This is a genomic window from Burkholderia sp. MS455 (genome assembly GCF_016899445.1).
Classification (GTDB): Bacteria; Pseudomonadota; Gammaproteobacteria; order Burkholderiales; family Burkholderiaceae; genus Burkholderia; species Burkholderia pyrrocinia_C.
The window spans coordinates 715,005-733,853 of the sequence record NZ_CP041777.1 but is presented as its reverse complement, the minus strand read 5'-3'; the positions used below and the strand labels follow the sequence as shown (position 1 = coordinate 733,853).

Below are 18,849 nucleotides of genomic sequence, written 5' to 3'. Positions count from 1 at the left end.
CCGTGACTGCGCCGTAGCGGCGAGCAAACCAGGAGTAACGACATGACGGAACAGGTTTCCGCCGCGATTACCGATGCAGTCACGCAAGCCAACGTCAAGGTGGTGGGCGAAGCCCCGGCCGTGGCCTTGGGCACGCTCATGCAGTCGAACAGCCATGCGTCCGCGATCCTGCTTCACAACGCGGTGCAGATGCAGGCGAACCAGGCGGCGTCCAACCTCGCCGCCACGACCGTCGGCATCATGCAGCTCTATGCCGGCTCGCCGGTGGCGGCCGCCGCCGCGGCGCGCTCGGCGAACGACAACTTTGCGTCGCAGCTGGCCGCCATCGCGCAGTTGATGAACGCCATCAGCCACTGGCGCGGCTGACCTTCACCGCGCGCCGTGCAACCCGGCGCGCGCAACCTCCCCGCGCCGCGGCACGACGCATGGGCTTGCCGGGGCATCAATTGGCGTCGGCGATGTCGCGGAGCTGCTCCGGTTTTTCGATCGTCACACCGTGCTCGTGAAGCCGGATCAGGCCGTCGCGCTGCATCCTCTGCAGGCTGCTGTTCAGTCGCGGCCGGCTGACGTTGAGCATCGCAGCCAGGATGCTCTGGTTCTCCGGCAGCGGCACCTCGAGATCGTTCCCTTGCATGCGGTTCAGCAGATGGCGCGCGAGCCTTGCTTCGAGCCGGTACAGGCACGCCGACTCGACGAAGTCGCTCAGCTGATGGATGTGCCGGCACAGCTGCTCGTGGATGCGCTCCATGAAATCCGCGTTGGCCAGCAGCGGCGCGAAGTACTGGCGATGCAGCAGCGAAATGCGGCAGTCGGGGCTCAACTGCGCTGTGAAGCTGCGCCGGTGTGCGCGAATCAGCGTGCTTTCGCCGATGAGTTCGCCCGGCACCGAGTGGCCGAGAATGATTTCGCGTCCGCCGGGTTCGTGCAGCGTCATGTAGACGCGGCCGCGGTGCACGAAGGCGACGAAATCTCCCGGATCGCCCTTGAAGAACAGCAGGCGATTGCCGTGTTCGGGCCAGGGCGTGACATGCCGCTCGATATGAGCCAGCAGGCTTTCCGGTAGATCGGTGAGTATCGGTATATTGCGCAGCGTTTGAACGTTAGCAAGGGCAGGCATGTTTTCCGTGCGAGGTTGTTTGACGATGCGGCCACCTAGCGAAAAACGCTGCCTTTGGCACTGCGTGAAAAATGAACAATGAAGATAGCCAGATAATCGGCAAGCAATCCGGATATGGCGGCACTTCGGTGGCAAGGACGCTTGGTCGATCGACGCGGATAGCAGCGCGCGGCTCGCGAACACGTCGCGGCGGCAGTCGTTCTTTTTCATCGCAATGCCGTTATTCACGCCCGGCGGCGCGCCTGAAACGACGGATGGGGCTATGCCGGGGGATTAAAATTTCCGTTCATAATAATCAAGAAAATTTACCGAAACCGATTATCTTGATAACGGTGTTACGCGGGTAACAGCGCCATTCGCGGCATCGAATCGATTCTGTGTTTTCCATGAAAAAGGAAGGCACGGGATGACAACCTCGAACCAGCACGCTGCCCCGACGCCTGAGTCACCGGCGCAGCAGCTCGATCGCACGTGGCGGGAAATGCAGGGGAAATTGCGGCGCCGCGCGCGCCTGCTGTGCAAGGGCGATGTTTACCGTGCCGACGAACTGCTCTCCGATACCGCACTCAAGGTCCACATTTACCTGCAGCGTTCGCCCGAGCGCGTTCAGAACCTGGCCGGCTTTCTCTTTCTGGCACTGAACCATGCGTTCCTCGATGGCGCGCGCCGCCGTCTCCGCGAAAGCGGCAGGCTCGAATTCGACCCGGACTGGGACGACGATCACACCGTCGAGCTGGCTGGCCACGCGCCGTCGATGGAGCAGCAACTGCTGCTCCGGCAGCTGCTGCTGCGTCTCGAGCAGGCGCTGTCCACGCTCCCGCCGCAGCAGCAGATGCTGTTCACGCTGAAGTTCGAGGAGGACCGCCCCTATCTCCACATCGCGGCGACGCTCGGGATCAACGAGCCGCTTGCCAGAAAGCGTGTCGAGCTGCTGCGCAAGAAGTTGCGCGAGGAACTCGCCTGAGCACGTTCACGAACGCGGGCACGCAGCGTTCCTAACGGCATGCGCGGCGTCGATGGCCTGCCGGCCCGCCGTTCCTTCAATCGCATGCCGGAGCCGAGATCCGAGGAGGCCTCGTGGCAGACAAAGTCAATGAGCAGGTTACCGACGCGCTGACGCAGACCAATGTCAGCGTCGTCGCGGGATCGCCGGCCCAGGCGCTGGGCACGCTTTACCAGATGTTCAGCCAGGCCGTCGGTATCTCGGCGCAGAACATGACGCAGCAGCAGGCGGCGCTGAACCAGATTTCGAACGCCGTCGTGTCGAAGGCGGTGGCCATGATCCTGTCCGTCGAAGCATCGCCGAAGGGGGCCTCGGGCGGCGCGGCGCATGCCCCGACGGCCGGGCCGCAGACGGGTTCCACGCATTAGGACGCGCTGACTCTCGGGATACCTGAACCATGAACATGAAAGGCATTTTGGGCGGGCGCGGCGACGGCGCGCCGCAGACACCGCAGACACCGCGCGACGCCGCAGCCGAAGCAACGACGCCGGCCGATGTCGCGCCGAACACCGCGGCGTCGAAGGCCGGCGCGCGTACGTGGCCGATCAACCGGCTGCGCAGGCTCACCGATGCGCTGAAGGCGCCGAACCAGATCGCCGATACGGCCGGGTCAGGCGGTTCGGCGCTGCAGACCGTGCAGGCGATCAACGCGGAAGCCGCGTCCTACGCGACGACGCAGATCGCCGTCGGCCCGAACATGATGATCACGCAGGCGGGCGGCATGGTCGCGCAGGCGGCGGCCAACTACTTCGAGGCGTCGACGTCGCTGGCGATCGCGGGCAAGAGCGTGCTGATGAAGGATCTGGCGCAGAAGACCATCGACGAGAACGTGCCCGGGATGGCGATGGATGCGATGGGCCTGCTGTTGACGGACCTGTTCGTCGCGACCGCGGCGATCGTCGCGGGCGCCGCGGAGGCGATCGAAGGGGAGGCCGCGAGCGTCGCGCTCGACAAGATCGACGAGAGCCTGCAGAAGTATCAGGCGCTGCTGGACAAGAAGGGCACGTAGAGCGCGACCGCGCGCGCAGTGGCAAGGAATCAACCGACACGACCCGCCGGGCCATCAGGCCGGATGCGGGATGTGAGCGGCGGGACCGACGCGCGTCCGTTTTCCCGGACACGTCGCGGCCCCGCCACCGGCAGTCCCATCGAGTCAAATGAGGAACCCATGCCCTACGACATTCACAACGTACAAGGTCCCGCGCCGCTGGCGGTTGGCGAGCGCATCTGGGGCGATGCGGCGGAAATCGATTTCGGCGCGATGACGAGCTGCATCGCGCTCGTCGAGCAGACGCCGGGCCAGCCGACGTCGGTGCGCGCAATCCATCTGTCGATCGTCAGCGGCGACGGCACGAAGGTTTACGATCCGTCGGCGAACGTGGCCGGGCAGGTCGAGACGATCATGCAGCAGAGCGGCGACCTGCGTACCTGCCTCGGGCGCATCGATCTCTGGCAGGCCAGCCAGCAGCAACAGCTGCAGGATTTCTTCGCCGCGCTGATGCTGAGCCTCGACATGCAAAACTGGGTGCAGGTGCCGGACGGCAACCTGCGGGTGCGGATCAACGGCGGCGTGATCCAGTATCAGAAGGGCACCGGTCCATGGACCAACGCGTAGCCGGCACAGTACGGGCGCGTCGTCCTGCGCCGCTCGCCGCCCGCGCGACACCCAGCTTTTTGCTCGTCAACACCAACAAAAATCATCATTTCGCCTCCGGCGGTGTGTCAGCAGAATGTCTCCATTCCAGCTCGTGCGACAGCAGGAACGTCGCATCGAGCCGCACTTCAGAAGGAGACAGCCGTGGCAGTCGAAACAACCTCAATCGATACGCTCGTCGTCGGCGCCGGGCAGGCCGGCGTGGCCATGAGCGAGCACCTGGGCAAGCTGGGCGTGCCCCATCTCGTGCTGGAGCGCAGCCGCATCGCCGAACGCTGGCGCACCGGGCGCTGGGATTCGCTGGTCGCGAACGGCCCCGCGTGGCACGACCGCTTCCCGGGGCTCGAATTCGACGGCCTCGATCCCGATGCGTTCGCATCGAAAGACCAGGTCGCGGACTACTTCGAAGCGTATGCGCGGAAGTTCAACGCGCCGATCCGCACCGGCGTCGAAGTGAAGAACGTCGTGCGCAACGCAGGCAAGCCGGGCTTCGTCGTCGTGACGTCCGACGGCACGATCGAGGCGAACCGCGTGGTCGTCGCGACGGGGCCGTTCCAGCGCCCGGTGATTCCGCCGATCGCGCCGGACGACGCACGTCTCGTGCAGATCCACTCCGCCGACTATCGCAACCCGGGCCAGCTTCCGGAAGGCGCGGTGCTGGTGGTCGGCGCGGGTTCGTCGGGCGTGCAGATCGCCGATGAGCTGCAACGTGCGGGCCGGCAGGTCTACCTGTCGGTCGGGCCGCACGATCGTCCGCCGCGCGCGTATCGCGGCCGCGACTTCTGCTGGTGGCTCGGCGTGCTCGGCGAGTGGGACAAGGAAGTCGCGACGCCCGGCCGCGAACACGTGACGATCGCGGTGAGCGGCGCACGCGGCGGCCATACGGTCGATTTCCGCGCGCTTGCGAACCAGGGCGTGACGCTGGTCGGGCTGACGAAGTCGTTCGACGGCGGCGTGGTCACATTCGAACGCGACCTCGCGATCAATCTCGCACGCGGCGACGAGAACTACCTGTCGCTGCTCGCTGCGGCCGACGCGTATGCGGCGCGCAACGGCCTCGACCTGCCGGAAGAGCCGGACGCGCGCCGCATCCTGCCGGACCCCGAATGCGTCGCGCATCCGATCCTTTCCCTCGACCTCGCCGGTGCCGGCGTCACGTCGATCGTCTGGGCGACCGGCTATGCGGTCGACTACGGCTGGCTGAACGTCGACGCGTTCGCGGCGAACGGCAAGCCGCAGCACCAGCGCGGCGTGTCGACGGAGCCCGGCATCTATTTCCTCGGGCTGCCGTGGCTGTCGCGGCGCGGTTCCAGCTTCATCTGGGGCGTGTGGCACGACGCGAAGCACATCGCCGATCACATCGTGACGCAGCGCAAGTACCTTGACTACCACGATGCATCGCAACATCGCGCGGCCGCGCAAGCGGCGCAGGCCGACGCGCGCCCGCTCGCCGAAGCGACGAACTGACGAGCAGACACGAACCCGCCGCGCTGCGTCCGCTGCCGGCGCGGCGGGTGTTCCACCGACGATCGAAGGACCTCGATGAGCCAACCTACCCATATGCGTATCCGCATGTTCAACACGAAGGATACCTATCCGAACCAGACGCTCGACAACGACCTGTGCCAGGCCGTGCGGGCCGGCAATACCGTCTACGTGCGCGGCCAGGTCGGCACCGATTTCGACGGCAACCTGATCGGCCTCGGCGACGCGCGCGCGCAGGCCGGGCAGGCGATGAAGAACGTCAAGCAGTTGCTGGAGGAAGCTGGCAGCGACATCACGCATATCGTGAAGACGACGACCTACCTGATCGACCCGCGTTATCGCGAGCCGGTGTACCAGGAAGTCGGCAAGTGGCTGAAGGGCGTCTATCCGATCTCGACGGGGCTCGTCGTGTCCGCGCTCGGCCAGCCGCAGTGGCTGATGGAAATCGACGTGATCGCGGTGATCCCGGACAACTGGCAGCCGAACCGCGCACAGGAGGCGACATGACTTTCTCCATCGTCGGGCGCTGCCCGGAGACGGGGCAGCTCGGGATCGCGATCAGCTCGTCGAGCATCGCGGTGGGTGCGCGCTGCCCGTGGGTGCGTGCGGGCGTGGGCGCGGTCGCGACGCAGAACATCACGCTGCCGGCGCTCGGCCCGCAGATTCTCGACCTGATCGAGCACGAACAGCTCGCGAGCGCCGCGGCGCTCGACCGCGCGCTCAGCGCGAACGGCTGGAGCCAGTACCGGCAGGTCACGGTGATCGACGGGCAAGGGCAGACGGCGTGTTTCACCGGCAAGGAAGCGCTCGGCACGCATCACGCGGTGAAGGGCGAGCAATGCGTGGCGGCCGGCAACCTGCTGGCCGCGCCGGCCGTGATCGATACGATGGTGCGTGCATTCGAACAGGCGCCCGGCCTGCTCGCCGATCGCCTGCTGGCCGCGATGCATGCGGCGATCGCAGCCGGCGGCGAGGCGGGGCCGGTGCATTCGGCCGCGCTGAAGGTGGTCGGCGACGTGACCTGGCCGATCGTCGACCTGCGCGTCGACTGGGCCGATGCCGACCCGATCGGGCAGCTCGACGCGCTGTGGCGCGCATATCGACCGCAGATGCAGGATTACCAGACCCGCGCGCTGAACCCGACCGCCGCGCCGAGCTACGGAGTGCCGGGCGATGAGTGACGCATCGGGCCGCGCGCTGCTCGAACGGCTGATCGCGTTCGCGACGGTCAGCCGCGATTCGAATCTCGAGATGATCGCGTTCATCCGCGACTATCTCGCGGGCTTCGGCGTATCGAGCGAACTGTTCTACAACGCGGAGCGCACGAAGGCGAGCCTGTATGCGACGATCGGGCCGCGCGATCGCGGCGGCATCGCGCTGTCGGGCCACACCGACGTGGTGCCGGTAGACGGGCAGGCGTGGACGGTCGAGCCGTTCCGGCTGACCGAGCGCGACGGCCGCTTGTACGGTCGCGGCACGGCCGACATGAAGGGCTTCATCGCTTCGGTGCTCGCGGCGGTGCCCGCGTTCGTCGCGAGGCCGCTGAGCGTGCCCGTGCATCTCGCGTTCTCGTACGACGAGGAAGTCGGTTGTGTCGGCGTGCGGCCGATGCTCGAAGCACTGGCCGCGCGCGAGCATCGGCCGCGCCTGTGCGTGATCGGCGAGCCGACCGAACTGAAGCCGGTGCTCGGTCACAAGGGCAAGCTCGCGATGCGCTGCCGCGTGAAGGGCGCCGCGTGCCACTCGGCGTATGCGCCGTCGGGCGTCAACGCGATCGACTATGCGGCGAAGCTGATCGGCCGGCTCGGCGAGATCGGCGCGGCGCTCGCGCGGCCCGAACGGCACGACAGCCGCTTCGATCCGCCGTTCTCGACCGTGCAGACCGGGTTGATCAAGGGCGGCCGCGCGCTGAACATCGTGCCGGCCGAATGCGAGTTCGATTTCGAGGTGCGCGCGCTGCCGGATTTCGATGCGCACGACGTGCCGAGAAAGCTGCAGGACTATGCGGAATCCGAACTGTTGCCGAAGATGCGCGCGGTGCAGCCTGATACCGATATTCAACTGCAGCCGCTCGGCGCGTACCCGGGGCTCGCAACCGCGCCCGACAGCGAAGCCGCGCGCCTGCTCGCGATGCTGAGCGGGTCCGATGCGTTCGGTACGGTCGCGTTCGGCACCGAGGGCGGGCTGTTCGGGCAGGCGGGCATTCCGACCGTGGTGTGCGGGCCCGGCAGCATGGACCAGGGGCACAAGCCCGACGAGTTCGTCACGCTCGAACAACTGCATGGATGCGACGCGATGCTGGGCCGTCTGGCCGCGCATCTTGCTTCGGCCGCCTGAACCCATAGCCGACACGCACGCGCCCGTCCGGCGGCGCGTGCGTTTTTTCTCCTTCGTTATCGCGCCGATTCCGCGACGATCCGCGCGAGCCGCTCGCGGCAGAAATCGACGAACGACTGTGCCTGCTTGGTGAGCTGGCCGCGTTTCAGTCGTGCGCTCACGAGCCCGGACGGGCTCACCGTTTCGCTGAGGCCGATCGTCACGACGCGCCGGCCGTCGTACGTATATTCCGAATACGGGCGCGTGACGAGCAGCGAGAAGCCGAACCCCTGGCCGACCATCCCGCGCACCATCTCGATCGACGGCGAGCCGAACACGATGTTCGGCGTCAGCCCGAGCTCATGAAACAGGCTGACGAAATACGTGCGGCTCGGCTGCACGTCGAGCAGGATCATCGGCTCGACGCAGAGGTCGCGCAGCGACACGTGCGACTGGCCCGCGAACCGGTGGTTCTCCGGCAGCAGCACGTACGGCTGCTGCGGCGGCATCAGCGGCTCGGTTTCGATCGTGCCGTCGAGATCGTGGTCGTACATCAGCGCGAGATCGAACGTGCCGGACGTCAGGCCCTGCACGAGTTCCTGCTGGTCGCCGTCGCGCAGCCGGATGTTGACGCCCGGGTAGCGCTCGCGGAACCCTGCAATGAGCTGAGGAAGATAGAGCGGCGCGACCGTTTCGAAGCAGCCGATGTCGATCTGCCCGGTAATCACGTCGTTGTCGGCGAGCGCGTTCTGTTCGAATTCGTGCGCGATGCGCAGCAGCTCCTGCGCTTTCCGGTAGAAGCGCGTGCCGCTCGGCGTCAGCGATACGCCCTGCGCGTGATGGCGGATGAACAGCTTCACGCCGAAGCTTTCCTCGAGCCCCTTGATCGCGCTGGAGATCGACGGCTGCGCGATGAAAAGCTGGCGCGACGCCTCGGCGACGCTGCCGGATTCCACCGTCGTCACGAAGTATTTCAGTTGCCGCAAAGTGTAGTGAGCCACATGCACCTCTGATGCCCGGCCCCGGCGTGCCGCCGAGGGCGAATTCTGTCCGTGGTTTCGCGTAGCACCTTACCTGAAGAAGCCCGAAGCCGAAATTTCCGCTACAGAGCTTTTTCGTATGTCCCGGAAATATTTTTAGTATTTCTCCGTCGCGGCATCGGGGGCGCACCATCGTCTCCAATCCGGATCGCAACGAGGCCGCACACGTGCCGGCGGGACATGTCGTCCGTCCCCGCAAGCCGCGCATTGTCCGCTTCGGCCGACAACCGCCGCGCGTGCACGCGGCGCGTCGTCGCTCGCGTATCCGGACCCGATTGCAGGTGCGCACCCCATCGCGCGCCGGCTTGAACGGCAAGCGCGCATCGCCGCGCAGGACAGGAGACTTCACCATGACGAACGTGGACCGCAACGCGTCCCCGATGATAGAGAAACACACGATCGGCTACGTGCCGCCCGCGGAGCGCCACGGCAAGGTGCGCGACCTGTTCACGCTCTGGTTCGGCGGCAACATCGCGCCGCTGCCGATCGTGACCGGTGCGCTCGGCGTGCAGCTCTTTCACCTGAACCTGATGTGGGGCATCGTCTCGATCGTCGTCGGCCAGGCGGTCGGCGGCGTGCTGATGGCGCTGCATTCCGCGCAGGGGCCGCAAATGGGCATCCCGCAGATGATCCAGAGCCGCGCGCAGTTCGGTTCGTGGGGCGCGCTGCTCGTCACGGTGATCGCGGCCGTGATGTACGTCGGCTTCTTCGCGTCGAACATCGTGCTCGCCGGCAAGTCGGTGCACGGTATCGCGGCGTCGGTGCCGGTGCCCGTCGGCATCGTGATCGGCGCGGTGGGCTCGGGGCTGATCGGCATCGTCGGCTACCGCTTCATCCATATCCTGAACCGCATCGGTACGTGGGTGCTCGGCATCGGGATCCTGGTCGGCTTCTGGATGATCCTCACGCACGTGACGACCGACGATTTCCTGACGCGCGGCGGCTTCGACTTCGCGGGCTGGCTCGCGACGGTGTCGCTGTCGGCGTTGTGGCAGATCGCGTTCGCGCCGTACGTATCGGACTATTCGCGTTATCTGCCGGAGGATGTCGGCGTCGCGTCGACGTTCTGGGCGACCTATCTCGGCTGCACGATCGGCTCGACGCTTGCGTTCATCTTCGGCGCGGTCGCGGTGCTCGCGGTGCCGGCCGGCGCGGACACGATGGATGCGGTCAAGCAGGCGACCGGCCCGCTCGGGCCGCTGATGCTCGTGCTGTTCCTGCTGAGCGTGATCAGCCACAACGCGCTGAACCTGTACGGCGCGGTGCTCGCGGTGATCACGTCGGTGCAGACGTTCGCGTACAGGTGGATTCCGACCGCAAAAACCCGCGCGGCGGTGTCGGTGGTGATCTTCGTCGCGTGCTGCTATGCGGCGATCGGCGCATCGACGAACTTCGTCGGCAACCTCGTCGATCTCGTGCTCGCGCTGCTGGTCGTGCTGGTGCCGTGGACGGCGATCAACCTGATCGACTTCTACGTGATCCACAAGGGCAAGTACGACATCCAGTCGATCTTCATGGCGGACGGCGGGATCTACGGCCGCTTCAATCCGCAGGCGCTGCTCGCGTATGCGATCGGCATCCTCGTGCAGATTCCGTTCATGAACACGCCGATGTATGCGGGGCCGATTCCCGCGCATCTCGGCGGCGCGGACCTGTCGTGGCTCGTGGGGCTGGTGCTGACGTCGCCGCTGTACTACTGGCTCGCGTCGCGCGACAGCGCGTATCGGCGCCGGCAGGGCGGTGCGCATCTGCCGCCGACTGCAGCGCAGTAAGCGGGGCGCCTTTCGAAGCGGAGCAGGAAGAGGGGGCCACCGCATCGGTCGAGATGCGGTGGCCCGTGGAAGCGTTTCGACATGACGAAGGCAGGCCCGCGGCGGGTGAGGCGCCGCAAGCCTGCCCATGCATCAGACGGCCGCCGAGCGCGCGACGCGTACCGGCACCGACTTGTACGACGGCGTGCCGCTTTCCTTGTCGATGTAGTCGAGCGGCACGAGCACGTTCGCTTCCGGGTAGTACGCGCCGACCGAACCCGGCGCGATGTCGTACTCGATCGCGGTGATCTTCTCGAGACGCAGCGTGCGGCCCGACGCGGTGATCGTCTCGATGTCGACGAGGTCGCCGTGTTCGAGCCCGTACTTCGCGAGATCCGCCGGGTTCATGAACAGCACGTCGCGCCGCCCGAACACCCCGCGATAGCGGTCGTCGAGCCCGTAGATCGTCGTGTTGTACTGATCGTGGCTGCGCAGCGTGATCAGCCGCAGCACCTGCTCTCCGCCGAGCACCGCCGCGTCTTCCGCGACGCCCTTGTAGACCGAGAACATCGCCTTGCCGGTCGCCGTGGGCCACACGCGCTCGGTGGGCGGCAGCGGCAGGCGGAAGCCGCCCGGCGTGCGGATGCGTTCGTTGAATGCCTCGAAGCCGGACACCGTGCGGTCGATCAGGTCGCGGATGCGGTCGTAGTCGGCGATCAGGTCGAGCCACGCGACCTTGCTGTTCGGCAGCGTCGCATGCGCGATGCCCGCGACGATCGCGGGCTCCGAGCGCAACTGGTCGGACGCCGGCTTGAGCTTGCCGGCCGACGCGTGAACCATCGACATCGAATCCTCGACGGTGATCGACTGCCGGCCGGTTGCCTGCATGTCGAGCTCGGTGCGGCCGAGCACCGGCAGGATGAAGGTTTCCTTCGCGACCAGCAGGTGCGAGCGGTTCAGCTTGGTGCCGAGATGCACGCTCAGGTCGAGCTTCGCCATCGCCGGGAACGACTGCTCCGGATCGGGCAGCGCGACCGCGAAGTTGCCGCCGAGGCACAGCAGCGCCTTCGCGCTGCCGTCGACCATCGCCTGCATCGCCTGCACGGCGTCGTGCCCGTGATGCGCGGGCGGCGTGAAGCCGCATACGTCCTCGATCTTCTTCAGGAATTCGGCCGACGGTTTCTCGGTGATGCCGACCGTGCGGTTGCCCTGCACGTTCGAATGGCCGCGCAGCGGGCAGATGCCGGCGCCGGGCTTGCCGATGTTGCCGCGCATCAGCAGCAGGTCGGCGATCAGGCGCACGGTTGCCGTGCCCTTGTTGTGCTGCGTGACGCCCATCCCGTACGTGACGATCGTCGCGTTCGATTTCGCGTAGGCGAGTGCGACCTGTTCGAGCTGCGCCTGGCTGAGGCCGCTCGCGCGCTCGATGTCGTCCCACGACGTGACCTGCAGATCGGCCGAGAACGCGTCGAAGCCGTTGGTGTGCTGCGCGATGAAGTCGCGGTCGAGCACGTCGCCGCGCTCGGCTTCGAGCTGCAGCAGCGCCTTCATGATGCCCTTCAGCGCGGCCGCGTCGCCGCCCGCGTCGAGCTGGTAGTACGTCGATGCGATGCGCGTCGAGCCGAACGACGCCATCTCGATCATGTCCTGCGGATCCGCGAAGCGTTCGAGCGCGCGCTCGCGCAGCGGATTGAACACGATGATCGGCACGTTGCGCCGCGAGCACTCGTGCAGCGTGCCCATCATCCGCGGGTGGTTCGTGCCGGGGTTGTGGCCGATCGAGATGATCAGCTCGCAGTGGTCGAAATCCTCCAGCGACACGGTGCCCTTGCCGATGCCGATCGACTGCGGCAGGCCGACGCTGGTCGGCTCGTGGCACATGTTCGAGCAGTCGGGGAAGTTGTTGGTGCCGAGCTCGCGCGCGAACAGCTGGTACAGGTACGCGGCTTCGTTCGACGCGCGGCCGGACGTATAGAACTCGACCTGCTCGGGCGGCAGCGCGCGCAACACTTCGCCGATGCGCGCGAACGCATCGTCCCATTCGATCGCACGGAACGTGTCGGTCGCGCGATCATAGACGAGCGGATGCGTGAGCCGGCCCATGTTCTCCAGTTCGTAGTCCGACATGCGCAGCAGCGACGATACGGTGTTCGCCGCGAAGAACTCGGGCGTCACGCGCTTGGTCGTCGCTTCCCACGTGACGGCCTTCGCGCCGTTCTCGCAGAACTGGAACGTCGACTTGTGTTCCTTGTCGGGCCATGCGCAGCCGGGGCAGTCGAAACCGTCGGGCTGGTTGGTCCGCATCAGCACGATCGGCGCCTCGATGGTTTCCATCTGCGTGCGCACGGCGTCGGCTGTCGCGCGAAGCGCGCCCCAACCGCCGGCGGGCCCGTCGTACTTCCTGATGCCTGGCACTTCGCGTCGATTTGTCATTGTGAATCTCCATGAGCCGGGCCCGGTGCGGGCGGCTCGGGTTGCGCCGTGTCGCGGCGTGGTGCGGCTCCGTCCGTCGGACGGAGTCGGTCATGCGTGCCCCGGGCATGCAGGGCAGGCGGGGGTTTCAGTGCGCGTCCTTCTTCGCGCCGGACGACTTCTTGCCGGACTGCTTTGCGGTGGGCGGCGGTACGTCGGCACGCGCATCGCCGGCGCTCGCGTCGCCGGATGCGTTGGCGGCCGCCTTGCCGTTCGGTTTCGCCTTGCCGCCGGCGTCCTTCTTCGCGTCCTTCGTGTCCTTCGCTTCCGGCGCGGCGAGCTTGTCGAACTTCACTTCGTCGCTGTCCTTGTCGTAGTCGACTTCGACGCGATCGCCCGACTTCAGCCGGTCGGCGAGGATCTCCTTCGCGAGCTTGGTCTCGATGGTCTGGCGGATCTGGCGCTTCAGCTCGCGTGCGCCGAACTCCGGCTGGTAGCCGGCTTCGGTCAGGTGCTCGACGAGCGAGTCGCCCATCACGAGCGTGATGTCCTGCGCGGCGGCCGTGCGCACCACGCGGTCGAGCTGGATCTGCACGATCGCGCGGATGTTCTCCTTCGACAGCGCGTGGAAGACGATCACCTCGTCGATCCGGTTCAGGAACTCGGGGCGGAAATGGCCCTTCAGCACCTGCATCAGTTCGTCGCGGATCGCCTTGTCGGTCTTGCGCGCGGCTTCCGGCTGCGTGAGGTTGTCCATGATGATCGCGGCGCCGAGGTTGCTCGTCGCGATGATGATCGTGTTGCTGAAGTCGACCACGCGGCCCTTGCCGTCGGTCAGGCGGCCGTCGTCGAACACCTGCAGCAGAACGTTGTAGACGTCCGGGTGCGCCTTCTCGATCTCGTCGAGCAGGATCACGCTGTACGGGCGGCGCCGCACGCGCTCGGTGAGCTGGCCGCCTTCGTCGTAGCCGACGTAGCCGGGCGGCGCGCCGATCAGCCGCGCGACCGCATGCCGTTCCATGTACTCGGACATGTCGATGCGGATGATCGCCTGCTCGTCGCCGAACACGGTCTCGGCCAGCGCCTTCGCGAGCTCGGTCTTGCCGACACCCGTCGGCCCGAGGAACAGGAACGTCGCGATCGGCCGGTGCGTCTGGCCGAGCCCCGCGCGCGACAGCCGCACGGCGTCGCTGACGGCCACCACCGCGTCGCTCTGGCCGACCACGCGCTCGCGCAGCTGCTCTTCCATCTTCAGCAGCTTCTGGCGCTCTTCCTGCGTGAGTTCCGACACGGGGATGCCGGTCAGCCGCGACACGACCTCGGCGACCGATTCGACCGTCACCTCCAGCGTTTCCGAGCCGGTCTTGCGCTGCCACGCCTCCATCTTTTCATCGACCGTCTTCTGCTTCGCGTTGATCTGCTCTTCGAACTGCTTCGCTTCGTCGAAGCGCTTGCGCGACGTCGCGTAGTCCTGTTCGCGCTTCAGTTGCGCGATCTGCGCTTCGCCTTCCTGGATGTCGACGGGGCGCGACGTCGCGCCGATCCGCACGCGCGCGGCGGCCTGGTCGATCAGGTCGATCGCCTTGTCGGGCAGGAAGCGCGACGTGATATAGCGGTCGGCGAACTCGGCGGCCGAGACGAACGCGTCGTCGGCGAACGTCACCTGGTGGTGCGCCTCGAGGCTGTCGCGCAGCCCGCGCAGGATCACGATCGTCTGCTCGACGCTCGGCTCCGGCACGAACACCGGCTGGAAGCGCCGTTCGAGCGCCGCGTCCTTCTCGATGTACTTCTGGTATTCGTTGAGCGTCGTCGCGCCGATCAGGCTCAGCTCGCCGCGCGCGAGCGCGGGCTTCAGCACGTTCGCGATGTCGAGGCCGCCTTCGCCGCCGCCCTGGCCCGCGCCGACGATCGTATGCAGTTCGTCGATGAACAGGATCAGTTCGTCCTGCTTCGCAGTCACTTCGTCGATCAGCTGCTTCGCGCGCTCCTCGAACTCGCCGCGATACTTGGCGCCGGCGACCATCGAATTGATGTTGACCTCGACGAGCCGCTTGTTGCGCAGCACCTCGGGCACGTCGCCGTTGACGATCCGCTGCGCGAGCCCTTCGACGATCGCGGTCTTGCCGACGCCCGGCTCGCCGATCAGCACCGGGTTGTTCTTCTTGCGGCGCGCGAGCACTTCGATCGTGCTTTCGATTTCCTGCGCGCGGCCGAGCACGGGGTCGAGCTTGCCCTGGCGCGCGATCGCGGTGAGGTCGCGGCCGAACTTGTCGAGGTTCGGCGTGCCGGTCGGTGCGTCGACGCGGCCGTCCTCGGCGCCCTTGCCGACCACCTTCACGACTTTCTGGCGCAGCGCCTCGGGCGTCACGCCGTATTTCTTCAGCAGCGTGCCGGCGATGCTGTCCGGCACCGATGCAAGCCCGATCAGCAGGTGCTCGGGGCCGATATACGAGTGGCCAAGATCGCGCGACGCCTGGAACGCGTATTGCACGGCCTTCTTCACGCGAGGCGAGATCGACAGCTTGTCGAGCGGCGCATCGGGGGCGGCCGTGCCGGTGTGCGCATGCTCGTCGATATACGACTTGATGTCCTGCGGCGACAGCTTCAGTTCCTTCAGCAGCGCGGCGCAGACGTCGGTGTCCGCGAGCGCGTAGAGCAGGTGTTCGGAGTCGAGCTCGCTGCGGCGCAGTTCGTGCGCCTTCTCGGCCGCGCGCTGCAGCAGTTCGAGCGTCTGTTCGCTGAACGCGTCGGTCGGGTCGACCGATTCGCGCGGCACCTCGGCGGCGAGCGGCGATTCGTCGCCGAGCTCACCGAACAGCGACGACGAGCCGCCGCCGCCCAGCAGCGAATCGAACGGGTTCAGCATGCTCTGATGCCGCATCAGCTGACGGAAATGGTAGTCGCAGATCGAGATCGTCTTGCGCTCGCCGTCCTGCATCACGGTTGCGCGCGCAACGGCCGGCCGGGCGTGGCAGATATCGCAAAGTGCGGGCATGGTGGTCTGGCTCCTGTCTGTGAAGGTGGGTCGAACGGTGAAGTCACGATGCGGTGCAGCGCTGGCGCGTGCCGACCGCGAACACGCGACGCGCGGCGCGGCGGCGCGCGGGCCGCGCCCACGCTGTCGCGCCGCGCGCGCCGGCGAGGTGCACGGTCGCGGCGGGGAGCGCGCATGCTGCGAGGAGCCCACGGCATCGCTTCGACTGCGTTCAAAATAGCGCCTCGGCGGGAGGCATCCAAGACACAGTTTCGCGCCGGACCGACTGCGAATTGCACCCTCACATGCGCGCACGCACGGGGGACAAGGAGTACAGACGGGCGCGCACGCGGCGACGCGGGCGCGCGCGGCATGTGCAGCGTGCGGTGACTGGAGGCACGGGGGAGGGAAACGCGAACGGATCGCGGTGCGACATCGGCGCGCAGGGCGCCGGTCGGCGGCAAACGGACGGTGATGCGGGTGGGCCGGCCGCGCGCGCATCGCAGCCGATGCGTGCGTGGCGGCCGAACGAGAGGTCCAGTTGCACGGTACGGGCCGGACATGGCGCCAACCGTGGCGAACCACGATCAGTCGGACAGTTTCATCGCGAGCCGCTGGCGGGCGATCTGCTTCACGTCCGTCGACAGTGCCGCATTCGGCAGACCATTGGCCCAGACGGAGAACGAATCCTCGATCAGGTTGCGCGTGTCGGGCGGCAACTCGGCCAGCATCAGCGACACGACGGTAAACAGCACGGCGGTGTCGCTGGCCTCGCTGCCCGCGTTCGCATCGACCGTTTTCTTCAGGCTGTCGACCGACGCTTGCAGTGCCTGCAATGCATCATTCGTATCGCTCATGACATTCTCCATGCAAGATGGGTTCGATCGGCGACGAACATGCGGCCGGTCGCGCGCGACGCCCGGGCGGGCATCGCGCGCAGGCAACTTGGATCAGGTGGCCGTGTTGGCCTGCGGCGCCACGGCCACCGATGCTTCGCTCGTCAGCATCAGGAACGTGAAGGTTTCGCGCAGGTACAGGCGGACGGCCTTGTCGCTATGGCTCGTGTAGCCGATCGATACGTCTTCCCCGAGGTGCAACTCGTAATCGCCGCCGCGCATCGACAGCACGCAGCCGCCGCTGAGCGCCGGCGCCCAGATGATCTCGCCGCTGACGATCCGCTTGATGTGGCCGAGAACCGGATACCCCTGGTCGCGCGCCTCGCTGAGCGCGGTATACGCGTCCGAGCCGAGCACCACCGAGTACGGGCCGTCGACGCCCGCGAGCCGCAGCGCTTCGAGCGCGTCGCTGATCGCGTCCGGGTACGCGCTGACGTCCGCCGGCAGCGTGAGCTTGCGGTTCGACGTGCCTTCGCGGATGCCGACGATGCCGGCGGCCGGGTAGCCGTCGAAAATCGCGTTGTCCTCGGCGAACGCGAGCCGCTGCGCGGCGTCCTTCGCCGGTTGCCAGTCGGCGTCGCGCGCGCCGCGCTCGACGCTGTCGATCGCATCGCGGCTCAGTTCGAACGGCACCGTCAGCTCGACGATCGTGCGGACTTCGCGCAGCCGCGCGTTCACCTGCTCGCGCGGCGCGGCGACCTCCACCAGGTGCCCGGTGCCGACGGCCGACAGCTCGGGGCCCGCGGGGCCGTCGACGTCGACGACGCGGCGGCCGGCCACCGATCGTTTGAAGGTGCGCGCCACTTCCTCCTCGATTTGTTCCCAGGCGGACGACGAGATCGGGGCGAGTTCGCGGTGCAGGTTATTCATAGGCTTGGGTTCCTTTCAGCGAGCCGATTTTCAGCGAGCCGTCGCGCTGCGGCGCGGACGACGAGGATTCCGGTTGCGCGGCGTCGGCGGCCGGCGCCGCGCGATCGGCGAGCGCTTCGAGCAGGTCGGCCGACGGCACGAAGAACAGCGAGCCGGTGACCGCGCGGCTGTAGTCGAGCAGGCGGTCGTAGTTGCCGGGCGGGCGGCCGACGAACATGTTCTCGAGCATCTGCTCGATCGGCGCCGGCGAGCGAGCATAGCCGATGAAATAGGTGCCGAATTCACCGGCGCCCGGGCGCCCGAACGGCATGTTGTCGCGCAGGATCTTCACTTCCTGGCCGTTCTCGTCGAGCGTGGTCAGCGAGCTGTGCGACGACGACGGCTTCACGTCCGGCGCGAGCTCGATGTCGGACAGCTTGGTGCGGCCGATGATGCGCTCCTGCGTCTCGACCGCGAGCGCGTTCCAGCCGGCCATGTCGTGCAGGTACTTCTGCACGATCACGTAGCTGCCGCCCGCGAATGCCGCGTCTTCATCGCCGATCACCGTGAAGTCGACCGCCTCGCGGCCTTCGGGGTTCTCGGTGCCGTCGACGAAGCCGATCATCGCGCGCTGGTCGAAATTGCGGAAGCCGTGCACCTCGTCGACGACCGTGACGGCGCTGCCGAGCGCGCCGAGCAGTTGCGTCGCGAGTTCGAAGCACAGGTCCATCGCTTCGGCGCGGATGTGCAGCAGGATGTCGCCCGGCGTCGCGACCGCGACGCGCTGCCCGGCGCCGAATTCGCGGAACGGATGCAGCGACGCGGGGCGCGGGTCGCCGAACAGCGTATCCCACGCGTCGGCGCCGAAGCCGCACACGCAGGTCAGGTTGCCGCCGGGCACGCGCTTGCCGACCGAGCGCACGAGTGCGGCGATGTCGCCGCACCATGAACGGATCGTGTCGGCGTGATCGGCACCGGGATTGATCGTTGCCACGAGGAAGATCGCGCTGCGCGTGATCGGGCTGTGAACGGCCTGGGAGAGCGGGGGAGGTGTCTGCATCGCGGCCTGCCGGTCAGTCATGTCGGGGCGGACGGGCCGCGGCTGCCGCGGCGCGCGAAGGCGAACGGTTGGACTGTGTCATGCGACTGTTCTCTTTGTGACATGCGGATGAAGGACGTTGCGCAGGCATCGCGCAACGGGCCGCAGCGGCGGCGGCCGGCCGCCCGGCGCGTGACTTGCCCGCACCGCGCAACGTCGTCGAGCATGCAATCTAGCAGCTTCGGCGGGTCTTTGGAACACGTATCGTCAATCTGTCATTCGAATGCGTCAAACGGGGCCGGAATTTGCGCGG

General features: G+C 67.0%; 17 protein-coding genes. 10 read left to right on the top strand and 7 right to left on the bottom strand.

The genetic code is table 11. The annotated features are described in order from the left end of the window. Positions 1-42 precede the first annotated feature (42 nt). Positions 43-366, top strand: a complete 324-nt coding sequence (locus tag FPJ27_RS02990) for a RebB family R body protein (RefSeq protein WP_072437809.1) — start codon at positions 43-45, stop codon at positions 364-366. Between the two features lie 76 nt (positions 367-442). On the opposite strand, the gene FPJ27_RS02985 is transcribed toward FPJ27_RS02990, so the two are convergent. Beyond that, positions 443-1,327: a Crp/Fnr family transcriptional regulator gene (locus tag FPJ27_RS02985; protein ID WP_239483130.1), complete on the bottom strand. Its 885-nt coding sequence runs from the start codon at positions 1,325-1,327 to the stop codon at positions 443-445. A gap of 196 nt (positions 1,328-1,523) precedes the next feature. Between FPJ27_RS02985 and FPJ27_RS02980 the strand changes: the two genes are divergently transcribed. From FPJ27_RS02980 to argE, 8 genes are all read left to right on the top strand, one after another. Continuing rightward, the gene (locus tag FPJ27_RS02980; RefSeq protein ID WP_204420796.1) at positions 1,524-2,081 is read left to right on the top strand and encodes a sigma-70 family RNA polymerase sigma factor; all 558 of its coding nucleotides are present in this window, start codon (positions 1,524-1,526) and stop codon (positions 2,079-2,081) included. A gap of 113 nt (positions 2,082-2,194) precedes the next feature. Continuing rightward, on the top strand, positions 2,195-2,488 hold the full coding sequence (locus FPJ27_RS02975; protein ID WP_072437812.1) for a RebB family R body protein: 294 nt from the start codon (positions 2,195-2,197) through the stop codon (positions 2,486-2,488). 35 nt (positions 2,489-2,523) lie between these two features. Continuing rightward, positions 2,524-3,129 carry a hypothetical protein gene (locus tag FPJ27_RS02970; RefSeq protein ID WP_239483129.1) on the top strand — a complete coding sequence of 202 codons (606 nt, stop codon included), beginning with the start codon at positions 2,524-2,526 and terminating at the stop codon, positions 3,127-3,129. Between the two features lie 159 nt (positions 3,130-3,288). Beyond that, the gene (locus FPJ27_RS02965; RefSeq protein WP_034184499.1) at positions 3,289-3,735 is read left to right on the top strand and encodes a hypothetical protein; all 447 of its coding nucleotides are present in this window, start codon (positions 3,289-3,291) and stop codon (positions 3,733-3,735) included. Positions 3,736-3,918: 183 nt separating this feature from the next. Beyond that, positions 3,919-5,241 carry an NAD(P)/FAD-dependent oxidoreductase gene (locus tag FPJ27_RS02960; protein WP_204420794.1) on the top strand — a complete coding sequence of 441 codons (1,323 nt, stop codon included), beginning with the start codon at positions 3,919-3,921 and terminating at the stop codon, positions 5,239-5,241. Positions 5,242-5,316: 75 nt separating this feature from the next. Next, positions 5,317-5,766 carry a RidA family protein gene (locus FPJ27_RS02955; protein ID WP_204420793.1) on the top strand — a complete coding sequence of 150 codons (450 nt, stop codon included), beginning with the start codon at positions 5,317-5,319 and terminating at the stop codon, positions 5,764-5,766. Next, a complete protein-coding gene (locus tag FPJ27_RS02950; protein ID WP_204420792.1) occupies positions 5,763-6,440 on the top strand; it encodes a DUF1028 domain-containing protein in 678 nt (225 codons plus the stop codon). The genes FPJ27_RS02955 and FPJ27_RS02950 overlap by 4 nt, the downstream gene beginning before the upstream one ends. Then, complete coding sequence (gene argE, locus FPJ27_RS02945) at positions 6,433-7,596, top strand: acetylornithine deacetylase (RefSeq protein WP_204420791.1); 1,164 nt, start codon at positions 6,433-6,435, stop codon at positions 7,594-7,596. Before FPJ27_RS02950 ends, argE begins: the two co-directional genes overlap by 8 nt. Positions 7,597-7,652: 56 nt before the next feature. On the opposite strand, the gene FPJ27_RS02940 is transcribed toward argE, so the two are convergent. Further along, positions 7,653-8,576 carry a LysR substrate-binding domain-containing protein gene (locus tag FPJ27_RS02940; RefSeq protein WP_204420790.1) on the bottom strand — a complete coding sequence of 308 codons (924 nt, stop codon included), beginning with the start codon at positions 8,574-8,576 and terminating at the stop codon, positions 7,653-7,655. 389 nt (positions 8,577-8,965) lie between these two features. Between FPJ27_RS02940 and FPJ27_RS02935 the strand changes: the two genes are divergently transcribed. Next, positions 8,966-10,387: a cytosine permease gene (locus FPJ27_RS02935; protein ID WP_204420789.1), complete on the top strand. Its 1,422-nt coding sequence runs from the start codon at positions 8,966-8,968 to the stop codon at positions 10,385-10,387. A gap of 132 nt (positions 10,388-10,519) precedes the next feature. On the opposite strand, the gene FPJ27_RS02930 is transcribed toward FPJ27_RS02935, so the two are convergent. The 5 genes from FPJ27_RS02930 to FPJ27_RS02910 form a co-directional block, all read right to left on the bottom strand. Further along, positions 10,520-12,799 carry an FdhF/YdeP family oxidoreductase gene (locus tag FPJ27_RS02930; RefSeq protein ID WP_204420788.1) on the bottom strand — a complete coding sequence of 760 codons (2,280 nt, stop codon included), beginning with the start codon at positions 12,797-12,799 and terminating at the stop codon, positions 10,520-10,522. A gap of 127 nt (positions 12,800-12,926) precedes the next feature. Next, positions 12,927-15,773: an AAA family ATPase gene (locus tag FPJ27_RS02925; protein ID WP_204420787.1), complete on the bottom strand. Its 2,847-nt coding sequence runs from the start codon at positions 15,771-15,773 to the stop codon at positions 12,927-12,929. A 566-nt stretch (positions 15,774-16,339) separates the two neighbouring features. Continuing rightward, positions 16,340-16,609 carry a hypothetical protein gene (locus FPJ27_RS02920; RefSeq protein WP_175961783.1) on the bottom strand — a complete coding sequence of 90 codons (270 nt, stop codon included), beginning with the start codon at positions 16,607-16,609 and terminating at the stop codon, positions 16,340-16,342. Between the two features lie 93 nt (positions 16,610-16,702). Next, on the bottom strand, positions 16,703-17,518 hold the full coding sequence (locus FPJ27_RS02915; RefSeq protein WP_204420786.1) for a family 1 encapsulin nanocompartment shell protein: 816 nt from the start codon (positions 17,516-17,518) through the stop codon (positions 16,703-16,705). After that, positions 17,511-18,578 (bottom strand): Dyp-type peroxidase, encoded by a 1,068-nt coding sequence (locus tag FPJ27_RS02910; protein ID WP_204420785.1) that lies wholly within the window; start codon positions 18,576-18,578, stop codon positions 17,511-17,513. The genes FPJ27_RS02915 and FPJ27_RS02910 overlap by 8 nt, the downstream gene beginning before the upstream one ends. Between the last annotated feature and the right edge of the window lie 271 nt (positions 18,579-18,849).

Excerpts from the sequence above, each read along its gene's own strand:
- FPJ27_RS02990 (WP_072437809.1), top strand. The coding sequence starts at position 43 with ATGACGGAACAGGTTTCCGCCGCGATTACCGATGCAGTCACGCAAGCC.
- FPJ27_RS02985 (WP_239483130.1), bottom strand. The coding sequence starts at position 1,327 with ATGAAAAAGAACGACTGCCGCCGCGACGTGTTCGCGAGCCGCGCGCTG.
- FPJ27_RS02980 (WP_204420796.1), top strand. The coding sequence starts at position 1,524 with ATGACAACCTCGAACCAGCACGCTGCCCCGACGCCTGAGTCACCGGCG.
- FPJ27_RS02970 (WP_239483129.1), top strand. The coding sequence starts at position 2,524 with ATGAAAGGCATTTTGGGCGGGCGCGGCGACGGCGCGCCGCAGACACCG.
- FPJ27_RS02965 (WP_034184499.1), top strand. The coding sequence starts at position 3,289 with ATGCCCTACGACATTCACAACGTACAAGGTCCCGCGCCGCTGGCGGTT.
- FPJ27_RS02955 (WP_204420793.1), top strand. The coding sequence starts at position 5,317 with ATGAGCCAACCTACCCATATGCGTATCCGCATGTTCAACACGAAGGAT.
- FPJ27_RS02950 (WP_204420792.1), top strand. The coding sequence starts at position 5,763 with ATGACTTTCTCCATCGTCGGGCGCTGCCCGGAGACGGGGCAGCTCGGG.
- argE (WP_204420791.1), top strand. The coding sequence starts at position 6,433 with ATGAGTGACGCATCGGGCCGCGCGCTGCTCGAACGGCTGATCGCGTTC.
- FPJ27_RS02935 (WP_204420789.1), top strand. The coding sequence starts at position 8,966 with ATGACGAACGTGGACCGCAACGCGTCCCCGATGATAGAGAAACACACG.
- FPJ27_RS02930 (WP_204420788.1), bottom strand. The coding sequence starts at position 12,799 with ATGACAAATCGACGCGAAGTGCCAGGCATCAGGAAGTACGACGGGCCC.
- FPJ27_RS02925 (WP_204420787.1), bottom strand. The coding sequence starts at position 15,773 with ATGCCCGCACTTTGCGATATCTGCCACGCCCGGCCGGCCGTTGCGCGC.
- FPJ27_RS02920 (WP_175961783.1), bottom strand. The coding sequence starts at position 16,609 with ATGAGCGATACGAATGATGCATTGCAGGCACTGCAAGCGTCGGTCGAC.
- FPJ27_RS02915 (WP_204420786.1), bottom strand. The coding sequence starts at position 17,518 with ATGAATAACCTGCACCGCGAACTCGCCCCGATCTCGTCGTCCGCCTGG.
- FPJ27_RS02910 (WP_204420785.1), bottom strand. The coding sequence starts at position 18,578 with ATGACTGACCGGCAGGCCGCGATGCAGACACCTCCCCCGCTCTCCCAG.